Genomic DNA, 25247 nt, shown 5'->3' on the forward strand with positions numbered 1-25247 from the left:
GTCAGATGCGCCGACCGGTTGCTGCGTCGAACAGATGCGCACATGCGCGGTCGATTTCGATCCGCACCCCTTCGCCTTGCTTGAGCGCAAGCCTTTCTCGGAAGAGGCAGGAGATTTCTTCACCGGAGCAGTCGACCCTGGCGAAGATTTCCGAGCCGGTCGCCTCGAGAAGCGTGATCGTGCCCGGCACGCCCTGCCCGGTCGCCCGGATATGTTCCGGTCGAATGCCGTAGACGAGTTCGCGTCCTGCGGCATCCGCCGGCTGGGCGCCTTCCGGCAACGGCAGGATCAACCCGCCGGCGCTGCGGAACACACCCTCCTCGATGCGGCCGGCAATGAAGTTCATGGCGGGCGAGCCTATGAAACCGGCAACGAAGAGGTTGGCCGGATGGTCGTAGAGGTCCAGCGGCGCGCCGATCTGCTCGACCAGGCCGTCATGCAGCACGACGATCTTGTCGGCCATGGTCATGGCCTCGATCTGGTCGTGCGTGACATAGATCGTCGTGGTACCCAGCCGCTGGTGCAGGGCCTTGATCTCGCCGCGCATCTGGACGCGCAATTTGGCATCGAGGTTGGAGAGCGGCTCGTCGAACAGGAAGACCTGTGGGTCGCGTACGATCGCGCGGCCCATGGCGACGCGCTGGCGCTGGCCGCCAGAAAGCTGGCGCGGATAGCGGTCAAGCAACTTTTCCAGGCCAAGAATGCCGGCTGCTTTCCGGACCCGGCCAGCGGTGTCGGCCGGATCGGCTTTCTTGATCTTGAGGGCAAAGCCCATATTGTCGGCAACAGTCATATGCGGATAGAGCGCATAATTCTGGAACACCATGGCTATGTTCCGGTCCCGCGCGCGCAGATTGTTGACCATACGTTCGCCGATGGCGATCTTTCCGCCGGAGATCGTTTCAAGGCCTGCGATCATGCGCAGCAGCGTCGATTTTCCGCATCCCGACGGACCGACCAGGATGACGAATTCGCCGTCGGCGATGTCGACGCTGACGTCGTGAATGATCTTGGTGGCCCCGAAGGCCTTCTGCACGTTGTTGATTGTTACCGATGCCATTGGATCTTTCCTGGAAAAGAGTGATGTCGGGACGCGCCCTCAGCCGCCCTTGACGGCGCCGGCGGTCAGCCCCGCGACGATCTGCCTTTGCGCGAACATGGTCAGGATCAGCACCGGCAGCGTCACCACCAGCGCCGCCGCGGCGAGCGGCCCCCAGCTGACCTGCTCGTAGGACAGCATGTTGTAGACGGCGACCGGGAGTGTGCGCGTCTCACGGCTGGCGAGCACTACGCCGAAGACGAAATTGTTCCACGAGAAGATAACGGACAGGATGAAGGCGACGACGATGCCCGGCTTGGCGATGGGAAGGGCAACCAGCCGGAAAACCTGCCAGGAGCTGGCGCCGTCGATGTTGGCCGCCTCCTCCAGTTCCATCGGCGTGGTCTCGAAATAGCCGATCATCACCCAGACCACAATCGGCACCGTCACCACCAGATGGATGATGATCTGCGGCCAGAGCGTGCCGAGGATCCCGATCCATTGGAACAGCAGAAACAGCGGGATAAGATAGGATAGTCCGGGCGTCATGCGGGCTATCATGATGAGGACCGCCGATCGTTCAGCCTTGAGCCGTGCGATGCCATAGCCGGCCGGTACGCCGATCAACAGCGCCAGCAAGGTCGCCGTGCCGGTGACCAGAACCGAATTCCAGAGATACAGCAGGAAATTGTTCTCCTCGAACACTTTCACATAGTTCGACCAGGCGAAACGTTCGGGGATCAGGATCGGCGGATAGGCACCGTTATCGATTTCGAATTTCAGCGACAACGAGATCATCCAGAGGAAGAACAGGATCGCCGGCGAGACGAAAACCAGGGCAGCGAAAAACAGACCGATCTGGTTGAGCAGCCGTGAACTCATCTATTTGCCCTCCGTATCGATCCACTGCGAGCGTTGGCGCAGCATCAGCAGGGCAAAAGACAGGGCCACGATGACAACGAAGAACACCACGGCCATGGCCGAGCCGTAGCCGATATCGTAGTAGGAGAAGGCGGTGTTGTAGAGATAGATGTTGATGGTCTCCGACGCCGTGCCCGGCCCGCCCTGAGTCATCGCGTAGATGATATCGAAGCTCTTCAACGCATCGATGGTGCGGATGATGACCGCGATCATCAGGAACGGCGCGATCATCGGCAGAGTGAGATAGCGGAATTGCTGCCAGGCATTCGCGCCGTCGATCTCGGCGCTTTCGAAGGGCTCGCGCGGCACCGAGGCCAGCCCGCCAAGCACGATCAGCATGACCAGCGGCGTCCACTGCCAGGTCTCGACCGCAACCAGCGACGGGATGACCGTGTTGGCGTTGAATATCCATTCCTGAGCCGGGATGCCGACCAGCGACAGCAGGTAGTTGAGCACGCCAAGCTGAGGATGGAACATCATTGTCCAAACCAGTGCCACGGCAACGGGTGTCGCCATCATCGGCATGACGAAGACGCCGCGCAGCAAGCCGCGCAGCGGAAACCTGGCGTCGAAAATCAGGGCGGCCAGAGTGCCCAGCAGCATCGGCGCTGCAACCGAGAGGAAGGTGTAGGTCAACGTATGAACAAGGGATTCCCAGAAACGTGGGTCGCTTGCCAGGCGGAGATAGTTTTCCATCCCGGCAAAGCTCCGCGATTGGCCGAGCGTCCAGCGGTTGACGCTCATCCACAGGGTGAAAGCCCAGGGGAAGACGATGACGGCGCCGACGACGACGAGTGCGGGGACAACGAAAGGCCAGTAGTTGGGAGCCAGCCGGATGGTCTGGCTCCCGTCGATAACCGGCATCGTCACCCCGGTCTGTTCTGGGGTGGTGGCCGACATCAGCCCTGCTCGCTCCTGTCGAGAACCGGCTGGAACTGCTCGGTGGCCTTCTTCAGCTCCGCGGCGGGATCGGCGCCGGCAATCATGTTGGTCAGCGCCACGCCATAGATGTCGCGGAATTCGGTGACGGGGATGATGACCGGCAGCGCCAGCCGGCTGATATTGCCCGAGCCGACCACGGCATCGAGCCAGCTTGCCGGCATGGTTACGCCTTCGCGCACCTTGGGATCCTCCAGCACTGATTTGCGGAACGGAACGCCAGCGCCGGCCTGCAACAGCCGCGCGCCCATGGCTGGCGATACCGCCCACTGGCAGAACAGATAGGCAGCTTCCTTCTTCTCGCTGGCGGCGGTAACGCCAATCCCGTCGCCGAAGGTGCCCGAGGCATGCGCCTTGGGACCCTTGGGCATGACGCCATAACCGACCTTACCGACTACCCTCGACTTTTCCGGGTTTTCCATCGGCGGGGCAAAACCCACACCGTCGAACCACATGCCGATCTTTCCCTGCAGGAAGGCAGACTGTGCTTCGGCCCAATTGAACCCCGTGACGCCCGGAGGGGCGGACTTGGTCATCAATCTTTGATAGAGCTTGGCAGCCTCGACCGCCTCGGGAGCCTCGGTGCGCAGCTTGCCCTTGTCATCGAGCGGCGTCATGTCGTAGCCGAGCATCAGCGACGTCCACACCGGCGTGTTTGCGTTCTTGAGCCCGCGGGCGACGAAGCCGTATGTATTGGTCGAGGGGTCGGTCAGCGCTTCGGCGGCGGCCACCAGTTGCTCGAAGGTCTCGGGGTATTTGAGGCCCTTGGCCTCGAACAGCTCCTTGTTCCAGTAGAGGATCCAGTAGTCCACCGAGAAGGGTAGCGAGCGCAGCACGCCCTGGCCGTCCTTGGCAAACAGCATGCCGGCTTCGGCGAAGTCGCTTTCGACCAGCGCCGGATCGGTGAGCGACGGGTCGGCGAGATAGCCGGCGATGTCGGCCAGCCAGCCGCCCTTCTCGAACTGGCGCTTCTGCACGTGGTAGCTCAGATGCACGACATCGAAGCTCGGCTTGCCCGAGCTCAACTCGATCACCGTCTTCTGGCGCTGCTGCTGCTCGGGCGTTGCCTCGGCATTGACCTTGATGCCGGTCAGTTCCTCGAACTCGGCAAGATATTTCAGGATGGTGTCGCTGCGCGGGCTTTTCACCAGATTGACGTCAAGCGTCGTCCCGGCAAAGCGTTTCCAGTCGACGCCTGCGGCAAAGCCGGGGCGAAGCCCCACAAGGCCGGCAGCGGTTAGCGCTGCGGTTCCGGCAAGGAGTTGCCTCCTGGTTGGGTTGAACAGATTGGACGACATTTCTTCCTCCCGGTTGCTGTCGTTGTGGATGCGCCGCGAACCCGCAGCGCGGCTATATTTCCTCAGATCTGGAGCGCCAGCCGGCGCGCATTGTCGATATGCAGACTGATCGCTTCAACCGCCTTTTGCGGATTGCGGCTCTCCATGGCTTCGATGACCGCCAAATGTTCGCGCATCACCGGCACCACACGTCCGTCGATGCGGAAACGCTCCTGGTGGATCAGCCGGATTTTCACCGAGTTGACCAGGTAGGCCTTGGCGATAATCTCGTTGCCGAGCGCATTGATGAAGGTGTCGTGCATGGCCCAGTCGATGTTCTGGGCCTTGGCTTCCATTTCCGGCGTCGGCGCCTGTCCCAGAGCTTGAGCCAGCATCTCCTCATGTTCGCGCCGCATGCGGGCAAGTTCGGCATCAGAAGCGCTGGCCGTGAATAGCGCCACTGCCTCGCGTTCCATGAACAACCGAAACTGAAACGCCTCGCGGATCAGATTGATGTCGATATGCGCGATCTGCATGCCGCGCTGCGGGATGGTGGTCAGCAGTCCCTCAGCCTCGAGACGCGGGACGATCTCGCGAATGGCACCCAGCGGCAGTCCGGTGAAAGCGACCAGTTCGCGCTGTGACACGAACTGCCCCGGCCGCAGATCACGGGCCAGCAAATGCCGCGTGAAGCTGGCATAGGCTTTCTCCCGGAGAGTAATCGGTTCGCTGCCGTCTTCCACTTCAGCTCGCTTCCTTGTCGGTCAGCCCGGCCTTGTCGGTCAGGCCGCCTCTGTCGCAAACAGCCTGTCGTATGCAGCAGCAAGCTGCCGCTGTCCTTGCGGGCCGATCGCCTCCAGGGGCGGGCGAACCGCCAGCCAGCGCTCGTCGCCGATCTTGCGCGCGACCATAACCTTCACCGCCGGCGTGACTGGGTATTTGAGCAATTCGAGCACGAAGTCCTCGACGCGTGAGTCGTCGCGGCCCTCTTCGACCATTGCGCGGATTTCGCCGGTAACAAAATTAGCCATGCCGGAAATCGCACCCTGTCCGCCGCGGCGCACGCTTCTCGCCAGATGCCGTTCGTCGCCGATGAGGATCACCAGATCGCCGTGCGCTTCAAGCAGCGCCTCACTGTAGCTCCAGTCCCCACCGGAATCCTTCACCCCGGCCACCGCGGCGGGAAAAGCGGTGCGCAGCCGGCCGATCAGCCCAAGCGGGAGCGGCACCATGGTGACTGAGGGGATGTTATAGAGGAGCACGTCGCGCGCCAGCGGACCGAGTGCGGCGAAGACGGCGGAAAACCATCCGAACAGCCCGTCCTCGCCGACATTCTTGAAGTAGCTCGGCGGAGCCAGCAGAATGTTGCGAACGCCGCGCTGCAAAGCGTGCCGGGCCTGATCGGCGGCATCTTCGGCTGCATCGACCAGCACGCCGGTAACGAGCTGATGTGCCGGAATACCGGCCGCCAGCATGGCCTCGATCACGATCCGCCGCTCGTCGGTGCCGACCGAGGCACCTTCGCCGGTGGTGCCGAACAGCGTCACACTGCTGCAGCCGGCGCCAAGGCAGGCTCGGGCATGCGCGATCATCGGCGCGAGCGCTATCTGCCCCGACGGGTCGAAGGGTGTGGTTAGGGCAACCGAAAGACCAAAGCGGAAAGCCAATACGAACTCCGTTGAAATCAATGTGCACGTAGTGTTAGCACACTAACATGTCAGATGTAAACTGGCGATCGGCATCGCCGACTGGCGCTGCCGCGGCAACGCCATCGCCGATCATTTCCCGCGTCTGAGCATCACATAGGCTGCTGTCCCCGAGCCTCTGCGGATTGGCTGGACGAGGTAGCCTAAGCTCGCTCAAGTGGCGACGAGGTGGCCGTCGCCAACATCTTCAAGCTTGAGCTTCCGGGGCTCGTCACCGATGCGCCGCACAGCGCTTGGAATTTCGCTGTCCAAGCGGGCGAACCGGGCGCGCCGGCGGCCTGGATCGGGAACCGGAACGGCTTCGATCAGCCGCTTTGTGTAAGGATGGCACGGGTTGGAGAAGATCTGGTCGCGGGTGCCCATCTCGACGATCTGCCCCAGATACATTACCGCCACGCGATCCGAGATGTTTTCTACCACCGCCATGTCGTGCGAGATGAAGAGATATGCGACGCCAAATTCGCGCTGCAGTTCCTTCAGCAATCTTAACACGCGCGCTTGCACCGACACGTCGAGAGCAGAGACGCTCTCGTCGGCAATGATCAGCTTCGGTCGCAGCGCCAGCGCCCTTGCAATACAGATTCGCTGGCGCTGCCCGCCGGAGAATTCGTGGGGATAGCGCTCCATCTGGTCAGCGGAGAGGCCGACGCGTTCGAATAGGGCGGCGATCTGGGCACGCCGTTGCTCTCTGTCGCCAAGGCCGTGGATCAGCAGAGGCTCGGCGACGAGATCGCCTACTCGCATACGCGGGTCGAGGGACGCGAAGGGATCCTGAAAGATCATCTGCACATTGCGGCGGACAGCCTTGCGCTCCTTTCGGCTGAGTGCCGACAAGTCCTGGCCGCCGATTGAAATGCTGCCGATGTAGGGCACCAGCCCGGCGATCGCCTTGGCCGTCGTCGACTTGCCGCAGCCCGATTCGCCGACCAGCGACAGGGTTTCGTGCGGCGCGATCGAGAAACTGACGCCTTCGACCGCGTGCACCCTGCGGTCAACGCGGCCGAAGAAGCCGCCACGCAGGTCGAAGCGGACGTGAAGATCGCCGACATGTACAAGCTCGGCCGGCATGTTGGCGGCATCTTGTCGGTCTTCGGCCATCCGTCCGCCGCCGATACGCGGCACGGCGGCCAGAAGCTCGCGCGTATAGTCGGCCTGCGGGCGATTGAAGATGTCAGCCGCCCTGCCCTGCTCGACCATCCGGCCGTCGCGCATGACAATGACGCGGTCCGCCATCTCGGCGACGACCCCCATGTCGTGCGTGATCAGGATAACACTGGTGCCGTGCTCGCGCTGCAGGTCGCGCAGCAGCTCCAGCACCTCGCCCTGAACCGTGACGTCGAGGGCGGTCGTCGGCTCATCGGCGATCAGCACATCCGGGTTCAGGGCCAGAGCCATGGCAATCATCACGCGCTGACGCATGCCGCCTGAGAGTTCGTGCGGATAGTGCTCGAGCCGCCGTTCGGCATCCGGAATTCGGACTGCCTTCAGCGCCTCGAGCGCCCTCAACCGCGAGTCGGAGCGCGACAGCGAGGTGTGTGCCTCGATCGCCTCCGTAAGCTGACGGCCGATGGAAAGAACCGGATTGAGCGATGTCATCGGTTCCTGAAAGATCATTGCAATACGGTTGCCGCGGATGCGGCGCATGCCGCTCTCGCTGAGAGCCGCGAGATCCTGATCGCCGAGCCGGATGGAGCCTGATCTGATGCGTGCGGCCGGCTGCGGCAGCAAGCCCATGATGGCCAGCGCCGTCATCGACTTGCCGGAACCGGACTCGCCGGCGATGCAAAGCGTTTCGCCGCGCATCAGGCCGAATGTCAGGTCGGAAACGACGTCGCGCTCGCCCTCCTCGCCACGCACGGCGACGCTCAGACCTGAGACGCTGAGTACCGGCCTAATGGAGCCACTCTCCGCGGCGGCCTGCCCGGATCGTTTGATGTCCTCCACGTTCATTCAAAGACGCAGCGGGGGAAGTAGAACGAAACCACCCAGTTGGGCATGTCGACGATCTCGCTGATGCGCAGGTCACCGCAAACCGAGACGAGCATGTAGGCATCTACCGGATCCATGCCGTAGCGGCCGGAGAGCAGGTCGATCATCTGGGAGACGGCGCTCCTGGCGCCGTCCATCAGATCCGGCCCGATACCGGTTGTCACCTCATAGCCCTTGGCGTCGAGATGCCGCGACACCGGACCGGGCGTTGTGAAACGCGGCGTCCGCAGCCGGGCATCCTTGACCAGATCGAGCGTCAGCACGGCATTCATGGGGCTCTCGATTGCCGTGCCGCAGACCTCGCCGTCGCCTTGCGCGGCGTGCGTGTCGCCGACCGAGAACAACGCTCCCGCGACCTCTACGGGCAGGTAGAGCACCGTGCCGGCAGCGAGATCGCGTATGTCCAGATTGCCGCCCACGCGCCGCGGCGGGACCACCGAATGCAGACCCGGCTCAGCCGGGGCATTGCCGATGGTGCCGGCGAAGGGCTTCAGCGGCACCCGGCCGCTCCTGCCGAACAGCGCCGGTTCGAGCGAGGCGGCGTCGTACTTCCAGATATTCAGTGCCGGTTGAGTGAAGTCATCCGCCAACAGACCGAATCCCGGGATATTTGCCGTCCACCCGAAGCCGGACGGCTTGAACGCCTCGATAGTGATTTTCAGGGCGTCGCCCGGCTCCGCCCCGTCGACATAGATCGGCCCAGTGACCGGGTTCACCTTGGCAAAATCGAGCACAGCAACGTCGTCGACGGTGCTCTCCATCGTCAGCTGCCCGCCGGACGAGTCCAGGCACTGGAACTCGATCCTCGACCCTGGCGCCACTCGTTCGGCCGGGACAAAGGAATTGTCCCAGCCGAAATGATGGTGGCGCCCGTGGATGGTGTAGTCGCAGTTATTGCACATCGGTCACATACACATTGTCGTAGTTGATCGGGATGTGGACCGGGTCGACATAGAGGTTGTCGGCGCCACCCATGCGGGCTGATTTCATGGTGAAACGCTGCTCGTTGAACACCGGTGCCCAAGGCGCGTCTTCCATGATCTTGCCGTAGATCTCACTCCACATCTTGGCGCGCTCGCCAGCCTTGGCCGGGTCAACGATGGAGTCGGCTTCGGCTGCCTTGGCGTCGAGGTCCTTGTTGCAATACCACGACCAGTTCCAGCCGCCCGGGACGGCACCAGCGCAGCCGAGGATCGGGCCGTAGAAGTTCGACGGATCGGGGAAGTCGGCGATCCAGGCCATGCCGCCGGACCAGATCATCGGCGCACCGGCCTTGTCGCCGCCGGCGGCGATGACGTTGGCCTGCGCTAGCGACTGGATACTGGCCTTGATGCCGACCGCCGCCAGATCCTGCTGAATGGCCTGCGCGATGCGCGGGTTGGGATCGGTGTTCATGGCAAACAACTGCGTGTCAAATCCGTCGGGATGCCCGGCCTCGGCAAGCAAAGCCTTGGCCTTGCTCACGTCATAGGGATAGCCCTTGAATTCCTTGTCGTAGCCAGGCATCGACGGCGGCAACGGCTGATTGGCCGGCACCGCACGGTTGTTGATCAGCTGGACGATGCGGTCCTTGTTGATCGCCATGTTGACCGCCTGCCGTACCTTCACATTGTCGAAGGGCGCCATGGTGGTATTCATGGTGATATAGCCGGTGTGCAACTGGCCGCCCTCGACGACACGGGCCTTCTGCTCGGGATCGGCCATCACCTCCTGGAATTTCGCCGGGGGAATGCCGTCGCCGGGAACGTCGATCTCGCCTTTCTGCAGCCGCAGCAGCGCCACGATCGGCTCCTGGCCGATCTCAAAGGTGATCTTGTCGAGATGCGGCAGACCTTTGTGCCAGTAATCCGGGTTGCGCTCGAAGACCACGCGCTGGCCGAGCGTCCATTCGGCGAGCTTGAAAGCGCCGGTTCCGACCGGATGCTTGCCGAAATCCGCGCCGTATTTTTCGACCTCTTCCTTCGGCACGACGTGCGAGAAGTTGATCGCCATGACATGCAGGAAGGTGGCGTCGGGCCGGGTCAGCTCGAACTTGATCGTGTAGGGATCGACGACGGTTATGCCGGCCAGGCTTTCCGCCTTGCCGGCAGCGACATCGTCATAGCCTTTGATCGAGCCGAAGAAGCCGGCACCCGGGCTCTGTGTTTTTGGATTGGTGACCCGGTCGAGCGAATATTTCACGTCGTCGGCGGTCATCTCGCGGCCGTTGTGGAATTTCACTCCATGGCGCAGCTTGAAGGTGAAGGTCTTGCCATCAGGCGCAATCTCGTAGCTCTCGGCAAGGTCGGGCCGCAGGTTGGTGGTGCCCGGCTCGTAGTCCATCAGCCCGTCGAACAGGCTCTTGATCATCGACCAGTTCTGCCAGTCATAGCCGATGGCCGGATCGAGCGTGGCGACGTCGTCCTTGTAGGTGATGGTGATCGCGCCGCCCTGCTTGGCATTCGGATCGACAATGTCTTCGGCGCGTACGCTCGTCATGCCAAGCACCAGCGCAAGCGCCGATGCTGCCACGGTGGATATCAGATATCTTCTCATGTCATGTTCCCTTTCTCTGGTGTTCTTGGTTTTCATCTGAGCTTGATGCGTGGGTCGATGAACGGTGCGACAGTGTCGGCCAGGAGATTGCCGAGCACGATGGCAAAGGCCGAAACCAGGGTGACCCCCATGATGATCGGAATGTCGATGCGCTGAATGGCCTGCCAGGCTAGCTGGCCGATGCCTGGCCAGCCGAACACGCTTTCGACAGCCACGATGCCGCCCATGAAGATGCCGATGTCGATGCCGATCATGGCGATGACCGGCAGGATGGCGTTGGGCAGCGCGTGCCGGAAGATAATGGCGCTGCGTGCAAGACCCTTGGCACGCGCGGTACGCACGTAATCCTGGCGCAGCACGTCGATCATCGACGAGCGCATCATGCGGGCGTACCAGCCGGCGCCAAGAATTCCCATGGTCAGCGACGGCAGCACCAGATGACGCCAGGTGCCGTAACCGCCGATCGGGAACCAGCCGAGCTGCACCGCGAATACATAAAGCAGCAGCAGGCCGACGACGAACTGCGGTGCCGAGACGCCGACGAAGGAGGCGACCATCAGCGACTGGTCGGTGGCGGTGCCACGCTTGATGGCGGCGATGAGGCCCATCGTCAGCCCGATCATGACTTCGCAAGCAATGGCGCCGACCATCAGCAGCAGGCTTGCCGGCAGCCGCGAGACGATAAGCTCCGTGACCTCCGAACGCTGAATGTAGGAGCGCCCCAGATCACCGCTGAGAAGGCTGGTCAGGTAGTGCCAGTACTGGACGACAAAGGGCTGGTCGAGACCGAGCTGCCGGCGGATGCTCTCGACCGTCTCGGGCGTTGCGCTGCGGCCGGCGATCTGGCGGACAGGATCGGCGGGCAGCAGATAGAGCAGCGCAAAGGTGATCAGGGAGACGCCGAGCAAGATGAGAACCGACTGGACAACGCGGCGGCCGAGATAGGCGATCATGCCCGCCCCCTTTGCGTCGGATCGAGGATGTCGCGCAGCGCGTCGCCGACCAGGTTAAAGGCTAGCGCCAGCGCCAGGATCGCCGCACCCGGAAAGAAAACAAGCCAGGGCGCTGCCTGAAAATAGGTTTGATTTTCGAAGATCATGTTGCCCCAGGAAGCAGTCGGCGGTTGCACGCCGATGCCGAGATAGCTGAGCGTCGCTTCCAGAAGTACCGTCGTCGAGATGCCGAGCGTGCCCCAGACGATGATTGTCGGCAAAAGGTGGGGCAGGATATGGCGAAACAGGATACGTGGAGCGCTTGCGCCGATGGTGCGCTCGGCATCGATGAACTCGCGCTCGGAGAGCGAACTTGTCTCGGTATAGATGACGCGGGCGGTCTGCACCCAGTTCACCAATGCGATCACCATGGCGACGATCCACAGGCTCGGCTGGAGCACCGCCGCCAGGCAGATGGCGAGCAGCAGCGCCGGGAAAGCCATCATCAAATCGGTGAAGCGCATAAGCGCGCTGCCGATCCAGCCGCGGAAATAGCCGGCGGTGATGCCGACCAGCGTGCCGATCAGAAGCGCCACGCCATTGGCGACGATGCCGATGATCAGCGACGTGCGCGCGCCGAATAGGAGACGCGTCAGCAGGTCGCGGCCAAGCAGGTCGGTGCCTAGCCAGAACTGGGCTCCCGGCGGCAGTGGCGCGCCTTCAAGCGTGAGCCCGTCGAACATCTGCTCGTTCGGATCGTAGCCTGTCAGCCACGGTGCAAGAATGGCGCCGGCCAAGACAAGGGCAATAATCCCGAGGCCGAGCAAAGCGAGAGGCCGTTTTAGCAGACGTCGCCAAACGCCGGCGCGAGGCTTGGCTGGCATACGCCCGGCAGCTGAAAGCTCAGGCGCGATCGGATTGGTCATCGTCGCCTTCTTCTTGTGTCATCGCCACGATCCTGCGCGCGGCTTCCTCGACGCTGATTTGCCAGCTCATCGCCAGCGAGCGGAGCTGCGCATAGGCACGGCCGTCCTCGGCGCCCTTCGACAAGGCCTCCACCGCGCGTACGATGGTCTGGCGCTCCGCGACCCGCTGACGAAGCGAGGCGATCTCGCCGGCCAGAAGCTTGCGCGCCTCGAAACTCTGCCTTGCGATCAAAAGCGCGCTATAGACGCCGGCATTGCCGACCGGTTTCAGCAATTGGGCATCGGCCTTGTGCGACAGTGCCCATTCGACACGCCCCGGCGCCTCGGAGCCGATCAGCGCTATCAGCGGCATCGGGGCCTCGCCCGGCTTCCACGGAAATTGCTCGTCAAAGCCGAGGTCGACGTCGAAGAAGACGAAGTCCGCCGCCAAGGCTTCGGCCGGCAGTTCCGGCCAGAAGCCAATCGCCTCAAGGCCGATGGCCGACAATTGCCTTGTGATCGCCTGCACGGTCGGATGTGGACGATGCAGGACAAAAGCCCTGGCACCTCCAAGGTTCGGGATACGCGCCATCTTGCTCACGACACCACCCGCAGGCGTGGCCGCCCGAACGTCTCCGTCCGGTCATAGCGGGAAAGGTAGGGATCGGGTGCCACGCCCTTCGTCAGCGTGACCGTTTTGAACGATGTTCCATCGATACGTCCGATCTGCACCGGCAACGTAGCATGCTGGGTTTGCGGGTCGATGGCGATGTCGCCCAGCGGCGTTCGAAATGATGTTCCGGCAAAGACCTTGGGAAGGTCCATCCATTGTGCACCGGGGTTGCGGGTGAGTATCTCTGCGAGCGTACGCACCGAGGCATAAGCCGCCGCCTCGAAGGATGAGGCAGGCATAACGGAAGACACTGAAGCCGCTCCGCGATCCGCGCCTGAGATGTCGTGAAAATAGGGCCCAACCGAAAGATGGCCATCGCCTGCCCCGTTGAGCGCCGGCAATTCGCATTCCGTGAGATTGCAGGACAGGATCGGGCAACGCTCCGGCCTGAAATGCGGGTCGCGCCGGCCAAGCTCGGCATAGGCGGCGATAAAGGCATAGGACGAAGGGCCGATGAGATTGTTCAGAATGAAATCAGGTCTCGTCGCCTGTACCTCCGCGATCAGCCGCGCAACGTCGACCTCGCCGAGTGGCAGATAGCGTTCGCCCAGCACCTTGCCGCCGGCGTCCGCAATCAGGTCGCGCGCCACACGGTTGGTCTCCCAACCCCAGATGTAGTTGGAACCGAGCAGGAAGCCGTCGGCGCCGAAACGAGGCACGACATAGGCAAGCAGCGGTACGAGATGCTGATTGGGGCAGGCGTGCGTATAGACGACGTGCTCGTTGGCTTCGAAGCCTTCGTACGGGCAGGCGTACCACAGCGTGCCGCCTGCCCTTTCCAGGATTGGAATGACCTCCTTGCGGCTCCACGAGGTGACGCAGCCAATGATGTGACGCGCGCCACTGTTGGCGAGAATGTCCGCGCAGCCGCTTGCATACCGATCGATGTTGCCCTGCGGGTCGCGCTCAACCGGGACGAATTCGAAGGGGACAGCGGGATCGGCATTGACGTCCGCGATGGCGTTCACCGCGCCCGCGCGGCAGGAGTCGGACACCAGCCGGTAGTTGCCGGACCGCGAATAGAGAATGCCGATCTCGATATGCCGTTTCAAGCAAAGCCTCAAAATGACAATGCCCCGCAGCCACCGCCGCAAGGCGAGGCATACGAGGCATTCTTGCCGCCCGGCGGCCAGAGCCGGTATTTGTCCTCACCGTATTCCGCCCGCGCTCCCAGTCAAGAGCCGCCGCACGAAACTTTGGCTAGCCGCAACGGTTCGACGTGGAGCACGCAACTCACGCCGGTCGTATGGAGTCCGCCAGGAACCAAAATTGCTGATGCCCAGGTATGAGCCCGGACAACCAGGTTCGCTACCATTCAAAGCAACGACTTTAATATCGGTTTACCTGAATCTGCTAGCAGCAATGACGCCGGTTTTTCGTCGGTCAAGCAAAGGGTTCACCTTGCCGCAGCAATTCAGCATTCCGTTCGGTCACCCGGGCGATCGCAACTGGCCGAGGTTCCACGGCTTCATGGGCGCCGAATTGGAACGCGCGCCCGATGTTCTCGTGCCTCGTGTCGCCTTGGCCCGGAAGCTCGGTGGGTGGAACTTTGGTGGCGGGAGCCGGGCTTGAGCGTCATTCGCGCCTTGCAAGGCGCCGATCTCCCAGCAGTCGCGAACATGTTTCAACGCGTGCTGCTGAAGGAAAGGACCGAAGCGCCGGCCTCTCTCGTGGAATACATGAAACGGTTTTATCTGGATGCGCCCGGTTGCGGAGATAGCCTCCGGTCGCTTGTCCACGTCAACGACGCCGGTCGTGTCTCCGGGTTTGTCGGTGTTCATGTGTTGCCGATGACGTTCAACGGCCGTCAAGTACGCGCCGCCATCTGTAGCTCGCTCATGGTCGAGGACCATGAGCACGACCCGCTGGCCGGCGCCCGCTTGCTGAAAGCTTACCTGGATGGTCCGCAGGACATCTCCTTCAGCGAGACGGCCAACGATATCTCGGTGAAATTGTGGACCCGGCTGCGCGGCGTGGTCCTGCCGCAATACAGCCTCGACTGGGTGCGTGTGATGCGGCCAGCGACCTTCATGCTCAGCCTTTCCGCCAATCGCATGGAGCTTGCCCGAGTGCTCAATCCGTTGGCGCGTGCCGTCGACCGATTCTATTGCAGGAGGATGACGTCCAGCGAACGACGCTGGTCGGGTGTGGCGGCGGACGGGGCAGGTCACGGGGGATTTCGCATGTCCGAAATCGACAGCCACACATTTGCCAAGCTAATCGAGCCGTTTATCGCGCGTTTCGCGCTACGCCCGGAATGGACGGAAGACCAACTCAACCACATCCTGACCGATGCCGCACAAAAGCCGGATCTGGGCGAGCTTGTCTACGTTTGCGTGACGTCGCCAGTCGGCACCAATGTCGGCGCTTTCGCCTATTACGCACGGAAGTATGAAATTGGCCGCGTGCTGCAGATCCTCGCCCTGCCCGGCCAGGCGGGCTCCGTGATAGACTGCCTGATCGATCATGCCGCCGCGCGCGGCGTCAGCGGCCTGCGCGGACGTGTTCAACCTGCACTTCTAGAGGCGATGCTTGGACGACGGATCGCTTTCCTGACCGTTGCTTCAACGGTGGTGCATTCACGTGATCCAGAGCTGTTGGACGCCATGAAGAACTCGCAAGTTTTCCTGAACGGGCTTGCGGGCGAGCAATGGAGCCGGCTGATCGGCACCCGTTTCAGCTAGAGCGGGATGCATGCAAATCGAACCGTGCACACCGCTCTACCTGTTTGTCAGGTGCCGATTTCCTCGACGACATCAACGAGTTGCGGACGCTGGTGCAGATAACGCGTCGCCCTGCGTTTGGCGATGATATCGGCCCAGACGCTTTCCACTTGTGTGGCGGCCAACCCCGCCGCCTGCCCCACTACCTCAGCCGCCACGCCGTTGTTGAGACCGTAAAGGCACAGATCCATGCGGTCATAAGGAAGCGAGAAGTAAAACTCCTCCTGGGTCTGCGCCAGCGAGTAGGTATCGGTGGTCGGAGGCCGGTTAAGGATTTCCTCCGGAACACCGAGATGGGCCGCAAGCGCATAGACCTGCGTTTTATAGAGATGGGCGATCGGCTTGACGTCCGCGGCGCCGTCACCGTTCTTCACGAAGAAACCCTGATCGTATTCCAGCCGGTTCGGTGTTCCAAGAACGGCGAAATTCAGGCGGTCGGCGTGGTAGTATTCAATCTGCTTGCGGGTGCGTTGTTTCATATTGGTAGCGGCGACGACGCCGAGATACACAGGCAGCGGCATTCTCAGTTTCGTCTGCTTGCCGTCCGGATCCTGCACCACCAGGGATGAGATGTTGTAACCCCCGCCCTCGAGCGCGTTCGCGATGACGATCTTCGAGGCCCAGCCTTCGCCGTATTCCGGGACCACTTCGCGGATGAAGGCGTCGCGACGCTTGTAGCAGCCCATTGCGCGCAGGATCGGCCCGATATCCTCCGTCACAGCCTCGACACCGAAAGTTTCGGCGACGAGGCGGCCGAGCCGCAGGCTTTCAGGATCGGAATCGCTTTCCGGCATGAACAGGCAAAGCACATTCTTGGGCCCGACGGCTCGTGCCGCCAACGCGACCGACACGCTCGAATCGATCCCGCCCGAAAGACCGAGCACAAGGCCCCGCTTGCGAAGCCCGCGCAACTGCTGGCGCAAGGCCGTTACGATACGGTCCGTTTCGGTGATCAGGTCGATTGCCAGAGCCTGCGCCAGAAAGGTCCGCGCATCCTCGGTCGGGCGAACATTCATTGCGCGGCCTCCATGGTTTCTGCCGCAAGCCGACGGCTGACCTTGCCGGTATCGGTCTTCGGCAGTTCCCGGCGGAACTCGATGACCTTGGGGACCATGAAGTCCTCAAGGTGGCGTGCACAGTGACGGATTATATCCTTTTCGCTAAGCGCCGGGTCGGACCGTACGATAACTGCGCCGATCGCATGCCCGAGCACGGGATCCGGGACACCGACAACCACCGCTTCCGCGATGCCCGGATGAGCGTGAAGCACGGCTTCCACTTCCTTGGGCGCCACCTTCTCCCCCCGCGACTTTATGATGTCGTCCTTGCGGCCGACGAAATAAAGAAAGCCTTCCTCATCGGCCCTGAACAGATCGCCGGTGTAGAGAACCTTCTCCCAAGGGTTCGGACCCGGGCGCAGGGCTCGTGCCGTCGCAGCTTCGTTTCGCCAATAACCCTGCATGACGTGCGGCCCGCGAACGATCAGCTCGCCTGCTACGCCCGGCGGCACCCGTTGCCCGTGGTCGTCGACGACAAAGGCTTCGGTGTTCGGAATGGCTATTCCGACCGAGCCCGGCCGGCGGTCGACCTCCTCGGGCGGCAGATAGGTGCAGCGCTTGCATTCCGTCAGGCCATACATCGAATAGAGCCTGACACCGGGGAAAAGGAAGCGAAGGCGTTCTATGTGAGAGGGCGGCAAGGCAGCCGCCGTGTTGGAAATATAGCGAAGGCTGGGCAGGAAGCCCGGCGCCAGGTCACGCATCTGCAGGATCATCGCTGCCATCGTGGGCACGAGCGGAAGCCCGGTCACTCGTTCCTGGCGGATGCGTTCAAAGACCGCCTGGGGAAAAGCGAAGGACTTCTCGAGCACGAGCGTGGCGCCGAGCCTGACGGCCATCAGCAACTGATAGAGGCCGTAGTCGAAGGCGAGCGGCAGAACATTCAAGATGATGTCGTCGGGCGAGTTGCGCAGATAGGTGGTGATGGAGTCGGCCGCCGCGTCGCAATTGCGGTGCGTCATCATCACACCCTTGGGCCGGCCGGTCGAGCCCGAGGTGTAGATCAACATCGCAAGATCGACGTCAATGCCGCGATGGTCAATCTCCCCGGCTTGAAACGTCAAGCAATCCGCCAGGGATGTGGCTCCTGCCGGGCATTGGTTATCGGCAGCAACGGTGGAAGCCACGAAGATACCGGTCTTGCCGGAGTATTCGGACGCCTCGGTGACCACGGGCATCAGTCTTGCTTGCGTGAGAATCCCGGCCGCATCGCAATCGGTGATGATGTAGGCCAGCTTTTCGGCCTTGGTGGATGCGTTGATCGGACTGAAAGTCGCGCCTGCTTTAAGAACCGCGAAAATCGAAACCGCAGCCTCCCAGCAATTGTCCATGAAGATCAGCACCCGGTCGTCGCGCCTGACGCCATTCATGAAAAGGGCGGCGGCCAGGCGGCTCGAGAGATCGTCCAGCTCTTCGTAGCACAGCCTTTTGTGCTCGGTGATCAATGCCGTTTTGGCTGGATGGGCAGCGGCTTTCGCCGTCAGAAAATGTTCGATCCGCACGGACGCTCCTCGCCGATGGCGCCTACGCTGCCAGCGCTTCTGCTTTTGCCTTGATGAAGGCTGAGATGCGGTCAATCGAATCCAGATTGGCCGGTACGATGTCGGCATCGACCATCGCTATGCCGAAATCATCCTCTATGAATGCCACGAGCTCCAACACGGCCGTCGAATCGATGATGCCGTTCTCGATCAGTGATGCGGAGTCCGCAAGCTCGTAGGACGTGTCGCCGAACAAGAAGTTGTCGACGATAAAGGTTTTGACCTTGTCTTTGATTGCTACCATGATTTTTCATTCCCTCGATTTCTCAGGCCGCTCGTGCTGCACCGACCTTTTCGCCGGTGAAAATCTTCTGCCACAGCTGCGTCGACAAAATGCCGACGAAAGCCGCATTGTCGCGGAATCCGGACGCGGGCTGCAAGCGGCATTTCTCGTGCAGGTTCGCCACCGCCTTGGCGTTGAATAGTCCTCCGGCGGCGATGCTCGCCTCGCTCAGCGAGTCGCGTACGTAGTCCAGTTCTCCGGGTCCAACGAAGGAGCGGGCTTCCGGCGCCCGGTAAGGCTGTTTGGTGCGCTCGCTGATGGCCGTCGGAAGCAGGTGCTTGGCAACTTTGCGCAGTATGTGTTTTTCCACCAGTCCCTTGAGCTTCATCTCCTGCGGGAGTCTTGCCGCAAACTCCACCAAGCGATGGTCAAGGAAGGGGAAACGCCCTTCGATACCGTGCGCCATGGCCATGCGATCGCCCTGGCTGGAGAGGATGTAGCCCGGCAGGAGAAAGCGGGTTTCGAGATATTGCGCTTGATGCAGCGGATGCCACCGGGAAAACGCCTCAGGCAACCGGCCGGCCAGTTCCTCGGCTGCGTCGTAGCCCTTCAATGTCGCACGCAGGTCACCGGAGAAAAACATCTTGGCCGCTGATGTGGTCTTGAAACGCGGCCGATGCGAGAACAGCGGATCGTCCAGGGCTGCGCTGCCGGTGCCGAAGAACGCGGCCAGGTACTCTACGGACTGCTGCTGCAGACCTGGCAGATAGGGATAAAGCTTCCGGAACAGCTGTGGTCTTATGCGCGATGCCGGCTGTCGTCCGCAGAAACGGCGAACCCGCGCTTCCTTGAAGACATCATAGCCGGCAAAGACTTCGTCGGCGCCTTCGCCTGTCAGCACCACTTTCAAACCGGCCTGGCGAACGAGGCCGGACAGTTGATAGAGGGGGGCCGGGGCGGTGCGGATGATCGGCCGCTCGGTAAAGCGGATGACTTCGGGAAACACGCCGGCGATATCACCGGCACGACAGGCTATGGTTCGATGGCGCGTGCCAAGTGCTGACGCCATTTCGGTCTGGAAGGCGCTTTCGTCATGCTCGGCGCTGTCGAACGTTACGGAAAATGTCTGCAGCTTAAGAGGAGTCATACCGGCCGCGAGTGCCGAAACGAGGGATGAATCGAGCCCGCCCGAAAGGTAAGAACCGACCGGCACGTCGGCGCGCATGCGAAGCCTCACCGCGTCAGTCAACAGGGCCTGCAGTTCTTCGGCAGCGTTGTCCTCATTGGTGATCTTCGATGGCGTATCTCGATGAGGATAGTCCAGATGCCAGTATGGTTTGACCGTCACTTGCCCCTCTGTCGCGATCATCACGCTTGCCGGCTCCAGCTCGTGGATATCGCGGAAAGCCGTGCGTGGAGCGATCGGCGCCCACAGCGTAAAGATCTGGTCGAGTGCAATCGGATCGATTTCGGCAGAGATGCCGGGTACCTTCAGCAGGGCTTTTATCTCGGACGCAAAGTAGAGCACGCCGTCCTTGCTGGTGTAGAACAGCGGCCTAACACCCATGCGGTCTCTTGCAAGCACCATCCGCCGCCGCCGGTTATCCCAAATCGCGAAGGCGAAATCACCGTTCAGGAGCGGCAGGCAGTCTTCGCCCATCTCATCATACAGCTGCAGGAGAACCTCGGTGTCGCTCGACGTGCGGAAGCGTCGGCCTTTGGCCAACAGCCCTTCGCGCAATTCCACGTAATTGAAAATCTCGCCGTTGAACGCAATCGTCAAACTGCCGGTTTCGTCGGACATCGGCTGCTGGCCATCACCAATCCCGATCACCGACAGCCGCGCATGCCCAAGTCCAGCCTCGGGCGCTACGAATTTGCCTTGTTCATCCGGTCCGCGATGGGCGATCGCGGACGTCATGCGCGCAAGCAAAGCTTCCGCATCCCGGACTGAACCGAAATAGCCCCCGAATCCGCACATCCACACAGCTCATATTGAACAGCAAGCCACGAAACATAGCGGTCATAAGCGCCTCAAAGGTTAATCGGATACCTTTCAGCGAGCATGTGGTTAACAGGATGTTAGGACAAAATGATGCTTTTGCGGACCGACTTGTGCCCACTGCAGGTGTCCCGCTTGAAGGCATCACGGCGAGTGGTGCAAATCACTGCTTCGAGTACGGCCGGTACCAGTCGACAAACTTCTTCAGCCCGTCCTCTATCGAAACGCTAGGCCTGAAGCCGAAATCCCGCTCCAGCGCGGTCATGTCGGCGTAAGTCTTCTCGACGTCGCTCGCCTGCATCGGCTCGTTGTGGCGGATTGCCTTGACCTCGAGCAGCCTTTCCAGAATGTCGATGAAGTCGCCGAGGCGCACCGGCCGGTTGTTGCCGACATTGTAAAGCCTGTTCGGCGGAACGTCAGCTGACGGCGGCTTGTCGAGCACGGCGACGACCGCCTTGACTACATCGTCTATGTAGGTGAAATCGCGCCACATTTCGCCATTGTTGAAAACCCGGATCGGTTTGCCCTCGAGCATCGCCCGGGTGAACATCCAATAGGCCATGTCGGGGCGGCCCCAGGGACCATAGACCGTGAAAAACCGCAGGCCGGTCTGCGGTATGCCGAACAGATGAGCGTAGGTGTGGCTCATCAACTCATCGGTTTTCTTGGTGGCGGCGTAGAGCGAAACGGGCTTGTCGACCTGATCGGCTTCGCTGAACGGCACGCTGCGGTTGCCGCCATACACCGAGCTCGACGAGGCATAGACCAGATGCTCGAATGCCGGTTCGGCGCGACAGAATTCGAGCACTTCGAGGTGGCCCATGACATTGGAGCGGACATAGAGCCGCGGATTGTCGAGTGAGTGGCGCACACCGGCCTGCGCGGCGAGATGCACGATCCTGACGATGCCTTGCCCGGCCAGAGCAGCCGCAAGCGCGCCCTGTTCGGCAATATCGAGCTGGTGGAACGAAAAATCCTTGCGGGGCAGAAGGCGGGCAAGCCGCCCCTTTTTGAGCGCCAGGTCGTAATAGTCGTTCATGTTGTCGACGCCGACGACCGCTTCTCCCCGGTCGAGCAGATGATGGCAAACGTGACTGCCAATGAACCCCGCGGCTCCGGTGACAAGTATAGGCAACAAGCTTCTCCACGTGCACAGCCTGACGGGTATCTGGAGCGGCAGATCCAGCCCATTTCGTCGTGCTATAGTCGAAAGCCGAGGTGGAGACCACCACTAAGCTGATGCGTCAGCTTGCCTCGCGCATGGCTTCGGCCGCCTGCAGGTCAACCGACACCAGTTGGCTGACGCCTTGCTCGGCCATGGTTACCCCGAACAGCCGGTCCATGCGCGCCATCGTGATCGGGTTGTGTGTGATGATGACGAAGCGCGTTTCGGTGGTTGCGGCCATTTGGTCCATCAGATTGCAGAAGCGTTCGACATTGTGGTCGTCGAGCGGCGCGTCGACTTCGTCGAGCACGCAGATCGGCGCCGGGTTGGTCAGGAACACGGCGAAGATCAGCGACATCGCCGTCAACGCCTGCTCGCCGCCGGACAGCAACGTCATCGTCTGCGGCTTCTTGCCGGGCGGTCGCGCCAGGATCTCGAGCCCGGCTTCGAGCGGATCGTCGGACTCGATCAGTTGCAGCTCGGCGGTGCCGCCGCCGAACAGATGCGAAAACAGCCGTTGAAAATGGCCGTTGACCACCTCGAAGGCAGCGAGCAGCCGCTCGCGGCCTTCACGGTTCAGGCTGTGGATCGCCTGCCGCAGCTTACGGATCGCCTCGATGATGTCGTCGCGCTCGGAGACGATGGTCTCCAGCCGGTCCGACAGTTCCTTCTGCTCTTCCTCGGCGCGCAAATTGACGGCGCCCAGCCGTTCGCGCTCGACCTTCAGCCGGTCGAGCTGACGCTCGATCTCGGCCATTTCGGGCATCGGGCTGTCGGGTTCGAGGCCGGTGTGGCGGATCACCAGATGCGGCGGCGTGTTCAGCGTTTCCTGGATGCGCGCTTCGACTTCCAGCCGACGCTCGTCGGCGGCGGTCAGCCGCTCTTCGGCGCGAACACGCGTTTCGCGCGCTTCGGCGAGCGATTGGATGGCAGCGGTCGCAGCCTTGTCCAGCTCGGACTGCCGGTTCTCCGCTTCCTGCAAGCGGTCGCCGGCAGCCTTGCGCAGGCTTTCGGCCTCGGCGAGCTGCGACAGCAAGGCGCGCCGCTTGGCGTCGATCTCGTCGGGGGCGTCGGCCAGCCGCTCGCGCTCGGCCTCGGCCTCGGCCTTGCGTTCGCCGAGCGCTGTGATCTGCGTCGACGCGTTTTCGGCGCGCTCCACCCAGTTGCGCCGTTCCGCGCCGATGGCGTCGAGCCGGCGCGCACGTGCCTCGGCTTCCCGCTTCAGGCCCTCGTGAACGGCGCGCGCATCGGCAAGGGCGGCGCGGTCGCGGGCGACGTTGGCGGCCGACTGGTCGAGTTGCGACTGCAGATCGCCGAGATCGGGCGCGTCCTGCAGCAGCATTTCCGCCTCGACGAATGCTGTCGCCGTTTCCTCATGGCTGTCGACAATGCGGGCGCGCGCCTCGTCAAGTGCTGCACGCCGGCTCGACAGTTCGCCGCCGGCCTTTTCGGCCTCGGCCAGCGCATTGCGAGCGGCGTCCAGCCCGTGCTGGGCGTCGCGCCCGGCCTGTCGAGCGGAGCGTTCGGCTTCGCTCGCCTGGGCAAGCACCTGTTCGGCCCGGGCAAGAGCCTGTTCGGCGTCGCGCAGGATGCGGGTGGCATGGACGGCTTCGGCGTCGAGTTCGGCCAGCCGGTTTTTCTGCGCCAGCCGCTGCGCGGCAGCGGTCGGCGCATCGGCGCTGGCGGTAAAGCCGTCCCAGCGCCACAGCGCGCCTTCGCGGCTGACCAATCGCTGCCCGGGAGCAAGCAGCGTCTGCAGCCTTCTTCCGTCGGCGGCTTCGACAATGCCGATCTGGGCCAGCCGGCGGGCCAGCTGCGCCGGCGCGCGCACCACGCTGGCGAGGCTCTTTATGCCTTCGGGCAACGCGGCGTCGCCGGGCTGGATTTCGCTCTGGCCCCAATGCACCGGCGCGCTGCGGTCGAGCGGCACGTCGAGATCTTCGCCAAGTGCGGCACCCAGCGCCGTCTCGTAGCCGCGCTCGACGCTGATCTGCTCCAGTACCGAGGGAAACAAGTCGCCGCTCGCAGCATTGAGGATCTTGGCAAGCGTGCGGGCCTCGGTTTCGATCCGCGCCAGCTCGGCTTTTGCGTCCTGAACTGGTGGGCGGGCAGCACCTTCGCCCGCACGCGCCTCGGCGACCGCCCGTTCGGCTGCAATCGCTGCTGCCTCGGCCCCTTCGAGCAGTGCCAGCGCCTGTTCGACCAGCAGCCGCTTCTCGGCGGGATCGGGCAGGCCGGCGACCCTGGAGACAATCTCCGACAATTCGCGGTCGACATCGGCGAGCTGGCGGGCAAAGCGGTCGCGGCGCTCAGCGGCGTCGCGCAGCGTCCGTTCGATCTGGTTGCGCGAGGCGGCGGCCTCGGCCCGTTCGTCGGTCAGCGCGGCGAGCTTGGCCTCGCTCGAGGCAAGCGTCGATGCCGCCTGCTCGACAGCCGCGCGGGTGCTGGCCTCGCGCTCGGCGGCGCCGGCGTTTTCGACGTTGAGCACGGCTTCTTCGGCGGCGAGACGTTCGAGGATATCGGCATTGTCGCGGACCATGCGCTCCTCGCGGGCAAGGTCGCCATCAAGCTGTTGCAGTCGGCGGTCGAGCTCTGCCTGGCGGGCGCGGATGCGGCCTGCCTCATCCTCGATCTGCGCCTTGGCGATCGACAGACGCTGGAAGGCTGCGGCGGCAGCGGCTTCGGCATCGCGCAGGTCCGGCAGCCGGTGGGCGTTGATGCCTTGTTCCCTGGCGGCAGCCATCTGGGCGGCGGCACGGTCGCCGACCAGCGCGGTGGCAATCGCCAGCGCCGAACGCGCTTCGCCTTCCTGCGTCTTGGCCAGCGTCCAGCGAAGATGCAGCAGCGTCGCTTCGGCCTTGCGGATGTCGGCCGACAGGTTCTTGAAGCGCGAGGCTTGGCGGGCCTGGCGTTTCAGGCTTTCGATCTGGCTTTCCAGCTCGCCGACGACGTCGTCCAGCCTTTCGAGGTTCTGTTCCGCCGCCTTCAGCCGCAGCTCGGCTTCGTGGCGCCGTGTGTGCAGGCCGGAAATTCCGGCTGCCTCTTCCAGCAGCGCGCGCCGCGCCTGCGGCTTTGCCTGGATCAGCTCGCCGATGCGGCCCTGCCCGACCATCGACGGCGAACGCGCGCCGGTCGACTGGTCGGCGAAGAGCAGCTGCACATCCTTGGCGCGGGCTTCCTTGCCGTTGATGCGGTAGAGCGAACCCGCCTCGCGTTCGATGCGGCGCGAAACCTGCAACTCGTCTGCATCATTGAAGGCCGAGGGCGCGCTACGGTCGCTGTTGTCGAGAAAAAGCGTGACTTCAGCGGTGTTGCGGGCCGGTCGTGTTCCGGAACCAGAAAAGATGACGTCGTCCATGCCGGACGCACGCATGTTCTTGTAGGAGCTTTCGCCCATAACCCAGCGCAGCGCCTCGACCAGGTTCGACTTGCCGCAGCCATTCGGCCCGACGATGCCGGTCAGGCCGCGTTCGATGACGAACTCGCCGGGTTCTACGAAGGATTTGAAGCCGAGCAGGCGAAGGCGCGAGAACTTCATTCGCGCCGGCCCATAGCCAAGTTTCGCAACACTGTTCCGGGGTTTTGCAAGGAGAACCCGCGGCAAAACAAAGAAGTGCGC

Annotated in this window: 20 protein-coding genes; 1 reads left to right on the top strand and 19 read right to left on the bottom strand. The window is 62.6% G+C overall.

Translation table 11 applies throughout. From position 1 onward, the window contains the following. Window position 1: 1 nt before the first annotated feature. From NKI63_RS03155 to NKI63_RS03215, 13 genes are all read right to left on the bottom strand, one after another. Complete coding sequence (locus NKI63_RS03155) at window positions 2–1060, bottom strand: ABC transporter ATP-binding protein (RefSeq protein WP_352505188.1); 1059 nt, start codon at window positions 1058–1060, stop codon at window positions 2–4. A gap of 39 nt (window positions 1061–1099) precedes the next feature. Further along, window positions 1100–1921: a carbohydrate ABC transporter permease gene (locus NKI63_RS03160; RefSeq protein ID WP_352505189.1), complete on the bottom strand. Its 822-nt coding sequence runs from the start codon at window positions 1919–1921 to the stop codon at window positions 1100–1102. After that, window positions 1922–2824 (bottom strand): carbohydrate ABC transporter permease, encoded by a 903-nt coding sequence (locus NKI63_RS03165; protein ID WP_352505451.1) that lies wholly within the window; start codon window positions 2822–2824, stop codon window positions 1922–1924. A 35-nt stretch (window positions 2825–2859) separates the two neighbouring features. Then, the gene (locus NKI63_RS03170) at window positions 2860–4197 is read right to left on the bottom strand and encodes an ABC transporter substrate-binding protein (RefSeq protein WP_352476697.1); all 1338 of its coding nucleotides are present in this window, start codon (window positions 4195–4197) and stop codon (window positions 2860–2862) included. Between the two features lie 62 nt (window positions 4198–4259). Then, window positions 4260–4919 (bottom strand): GntR family transcriptional regulator, encoded by a 660-nt coding sequence (locus tag NKI63_RS03175; RefSeq protein WP_352505190.1) that lies wholly within the window; start codon window positions 4917–4919, stop codon window positions 4260–4262. Window positions 4920–4958: 39 nt separating this feature from the next. Beyond that, window positions 4959–5843 carry a dihydrodipicolinate synthase family protein gene (locus NKI63_RS03180; protein ID WP_352476696.1) on the bottom strand — a complete coding sequence of 295 codons (885 nt, stop codon included), beginning with the start codon at window positions 5841–5843 and terminating at the stop codon, window positions 4959–4961. Window positions 5844–6035: 192 nt separating this feature from the next. Continuing rightward, the gene (locus NKI63_RS03185) at window positions 6036–7832 is read right to left on the bottom strand and encodes an ABC transporter ATP-binding protein (RefSeq protein WP_352737043.1); all 1797 of its coding nucleotides are present in this window, start codon (window positions 7830–7832) and stop codon (window positions 6036–6038) included. Beyond that, entirely contained in the window at window positions 7829–8773 is a 945-nt protein-coding gene (locus tag NKI63_RS03190) for an acetamidase/formamidase family protein (protein WP_352820481.1), read from the bottom strand. The genes NKI63_RS03185 and NKI63_RS03190 overlap by 4 nt, the downstream gene beginning before the upstream one ends. After that, window positions 8763–10406 (bottom strand): ABC transporter substrate-binding protein, encoded by a 1644-nt coding sequence (locus NKI63_RS03195; RefSeq protein WP_352737044.1) that lies wholly within the window; start codon window positions 10404–10406, stop codon window positions 8763–8765. Before NKI63_RS03195 ends, NKI63_RS03190 begins: the two co-directional genes overlap by 11 nt. 32 nt (window positions 10407–10438) lie before the next feature. After that, entirely contained in the window at window positions 10439–11359 is a 921-nt protein-coding gene (locus NKI63_RS03200; RefSeq protein WP_352505195.1) for an ABC transporter permease, read from the bottom strand. Then, window positions 11356–12222 (bottom strand): ABC transporter permease, encoded by an 867-nt coding sequence (locus NKI63_RS03205; protein WP_352820557.1) that lies wholly within the window; start codon window positions 12220–12222, stop codon window positions 11356–11358. The genes NKI63_RS03200 and NKI63_RS03205 overlap by 4 nt, the downstream gene beginning before the upstream one ends. A 19-nt stretch (window positions 12223–12241) precedes the next feature. After that, window positions 12242–12844 (bottom strand): ANTAR domain-containing response regulator, encoded by a 603-nt coding sequence (locus tag NKI63_RS03210; protein WP_352476692.1) that lies wholly within the window; start codon window positions 12842–12844, stop codon window positions 12242–12244. Beyond that, window positions 12841–13968: a transporter substrate-binding protein gene (locus NKI63_RS03215; RefSeq protein ID WP_352505196.1), complete on the bottom strand. Its 1128-nt coding sequence runs from the start codon at window positions 13966–13968 to the stop codon at window positions 12841–12843. Before NKI63_RS03215 ends, NKI63_RS03210 begins: the two co-directional genes overlap by 4 nt. 516 nt (window positions 13969–14484) lie before the next feature. Between NKI63_RS03215 and NKI63_RS03220 the strand changes: the two genes are divergently transcribed. Then, window positions 14485–15600: a hypothetical protein gene (locus NKI63_RS03220; protein WP_352505197.1), complete on the top strand. Its 1116-nt coding sequence runs from the start codon at window positions 14485–14487 to the stop codon at window positions 15598–15600. Window positions 15601–15647: 47 nt separating this feature from the next. On the opposite strand, the gene nadE is transcribed toward NKI63_RS03220, so the two are convergent. The 6 genes from nadE to smc all read right to left on the bottom strand — a co-directional run bounded on the left by nadE (window position 15648) and on the right by smc (window position 25166). Next, window positions 15648–16655 (bottom strand): NAD(+) synthase, encoded by a 1008-nt coding sequence (gene nadE, locus NKI63_RS03225; protein ID WP_352505198.1) that lies wholly within the window; start codon window positions 16653–16655, stop codon window positions 15648–15650. Further along, window positions 16652–18199, bottom strand: a complete 1548-nt coding sequence (locus tag NKI63_RS03230) for a class I adenylate-forming enzyme family protein (RefSeq protein ID WP_352820485.1) — start codon at window positions 18197–18199, stop codon at window positions 16652–16654. Before NKI63_RS03230 ends, nadE begins: the two co-directional genes overlap by 4 nt. Before the next feature lie 22 nt (window positions 18200–18221). Then, entirely contained in the window at window positions 18222–18485 is a 264-nt protein-coding gene (locus NKI63_RS03235) for an acyl carrier protein (protein ID WP_254818658.1), read from the bottom strand. A 19-nt stretch (window positions 18486–18504) separates the two neighbouring features. Next, on the bottom strand, window positions 18505–20442 hold the full coding sequence (gene asnB / locus NKI63_RS03240; protein ID WP_352820558.1) for an asparagine synthase (glutamine-hydrolyzing): 1938 nt from the start codon (window positions 20440–20442) through the stop codon (window positions 18505–18507). Window positions 20443–20626: 184 nt separating this feature from the next. Next, window positions 20627–21598: an NAD-dependent epimerase/dehydratase family protein gene (locus NKI63_RS03245; protein ID WP_352701592.1), complete on the bottom strand. Its 972-nt coding sequence runs from the start codon at window positions 21596–21598 to the stop codon at window positions 20627–20629. 109 nt (window positions 21599–21707) lie between these two features. Further along, window positions 21708–25166: a chromosome segregation protein SMC gene (gene smc, locus NKI63_RS03250; RefSeq protein WP_352820487.1), complete on the bottom strand. Its 3459-nt coding sequence runs from the start codon at window positions 25164–25166 to the stop codon at window positions 21708–21710. Window positions 25167–25247: the final 81 nt, after the last annotated feature.

Origin of the sequence: Mesorhizobium sp. M0410 (genome assembly GCF_040321435.1) — a bacterium.
GTDB lineage: Bacteria > Pseudomonadota > Alphaproteobacteria > Rhizobiales > Rhizobiaceae > Mesorhizobium.

What these genes read in the sequence shown, in the direction of transcription:
- NKI63_RS03195 (WP_352737044.1), bottom strand. Translation starts at nt 10,406, where the DNA reads ATGAGAAGATATCTGATATCCACCGTGGCAGCATCGGCGCTTGCGCTG.
- NKI63_RS03170 (WP_352476697.1), bottom strand. Translation starts at nt 4,197, where the DNA reads ATGTCGTCCAATCTGTTCAACCCAACCAGGAGGCAACTCCTTGCCGGA.
- NKI63_RS03160 (WP_352505189.1), bottom strand. Translation starts at nt 1,921, where the DNA reads ATGAGTTCACGGCTGCTCAACCAGATCGGTCTGTTTTTCGCTGCCCTG.
- asnB (WP_352820558.1), bottom strand. Translation starts at nt 20,442, where the DNA reads ATGTGCGGATTCGGGGGCTATTTCGGTTCAGTCCGGGATGCGGAAGCT.
- smc (WP_352820487.1), bottom strand. Translation starts at nt 25,166, where the DNA reads ATGAAGTTCTCGCGCCTTCGCCTGCTCGGCTTCAAATCCTTCGTAGAA.
- NKI63_RS03155 (WP_352505188.1), bottom strand. Translation starts at nt 1,060, where the DNA reads ATGGCATCGGTAACAATCAACAACGTGCAGAAGGCCTTCGGGGCCACC.
- NKI63_RS03165 (WP_352505451.1), bottom strand. Translation starts at nt 2,824, where the DNA reads ATGCCGGTTATCGACGGGAGCCAGACCATCCGGCTGGCTCCCAACTAC.
- NKI63_RS03185 (WP_352737043.1), bottom strand. Translation starts at nt 7,832, where the DNA reads ATGAACGTGGAGGACATCAAACGATCCGGGCAGGCCGCCGCGGAGAGT.
- NKI63_RS03200 (WP_352505195.1), bottom strand. Translation starts at nt 11,359, where the DNA reads ATGATCGCCTATCTCGGCCGCCGCGTTGTCCAGTCGGTTCTCATCTTG.
- NKI63_RS03190 (WP_352820481.1), bottom strand. Translation starts at nt 8,773, where the DNA reads ATGTGCAATAACTGCGACTACACCATCCACGGGCGCCACCATCATTTC.
- nadE (WP_352505198.1), bottom strand. Translation starts at nt 16,655, where the DNA reads ATGAATGTTCGCCCGACCGAGGATGCGCGGACCTTTCTGGCGCAGGCT.
- NKI63_RS03205 (WP_352820557.1), bottom strand. Translation starts at nt 12,222, where the DNA reads ATGCCAGCCAAGCCTCGCGCCGGCGTTTGGCGACGTCTGCTAAAACGG.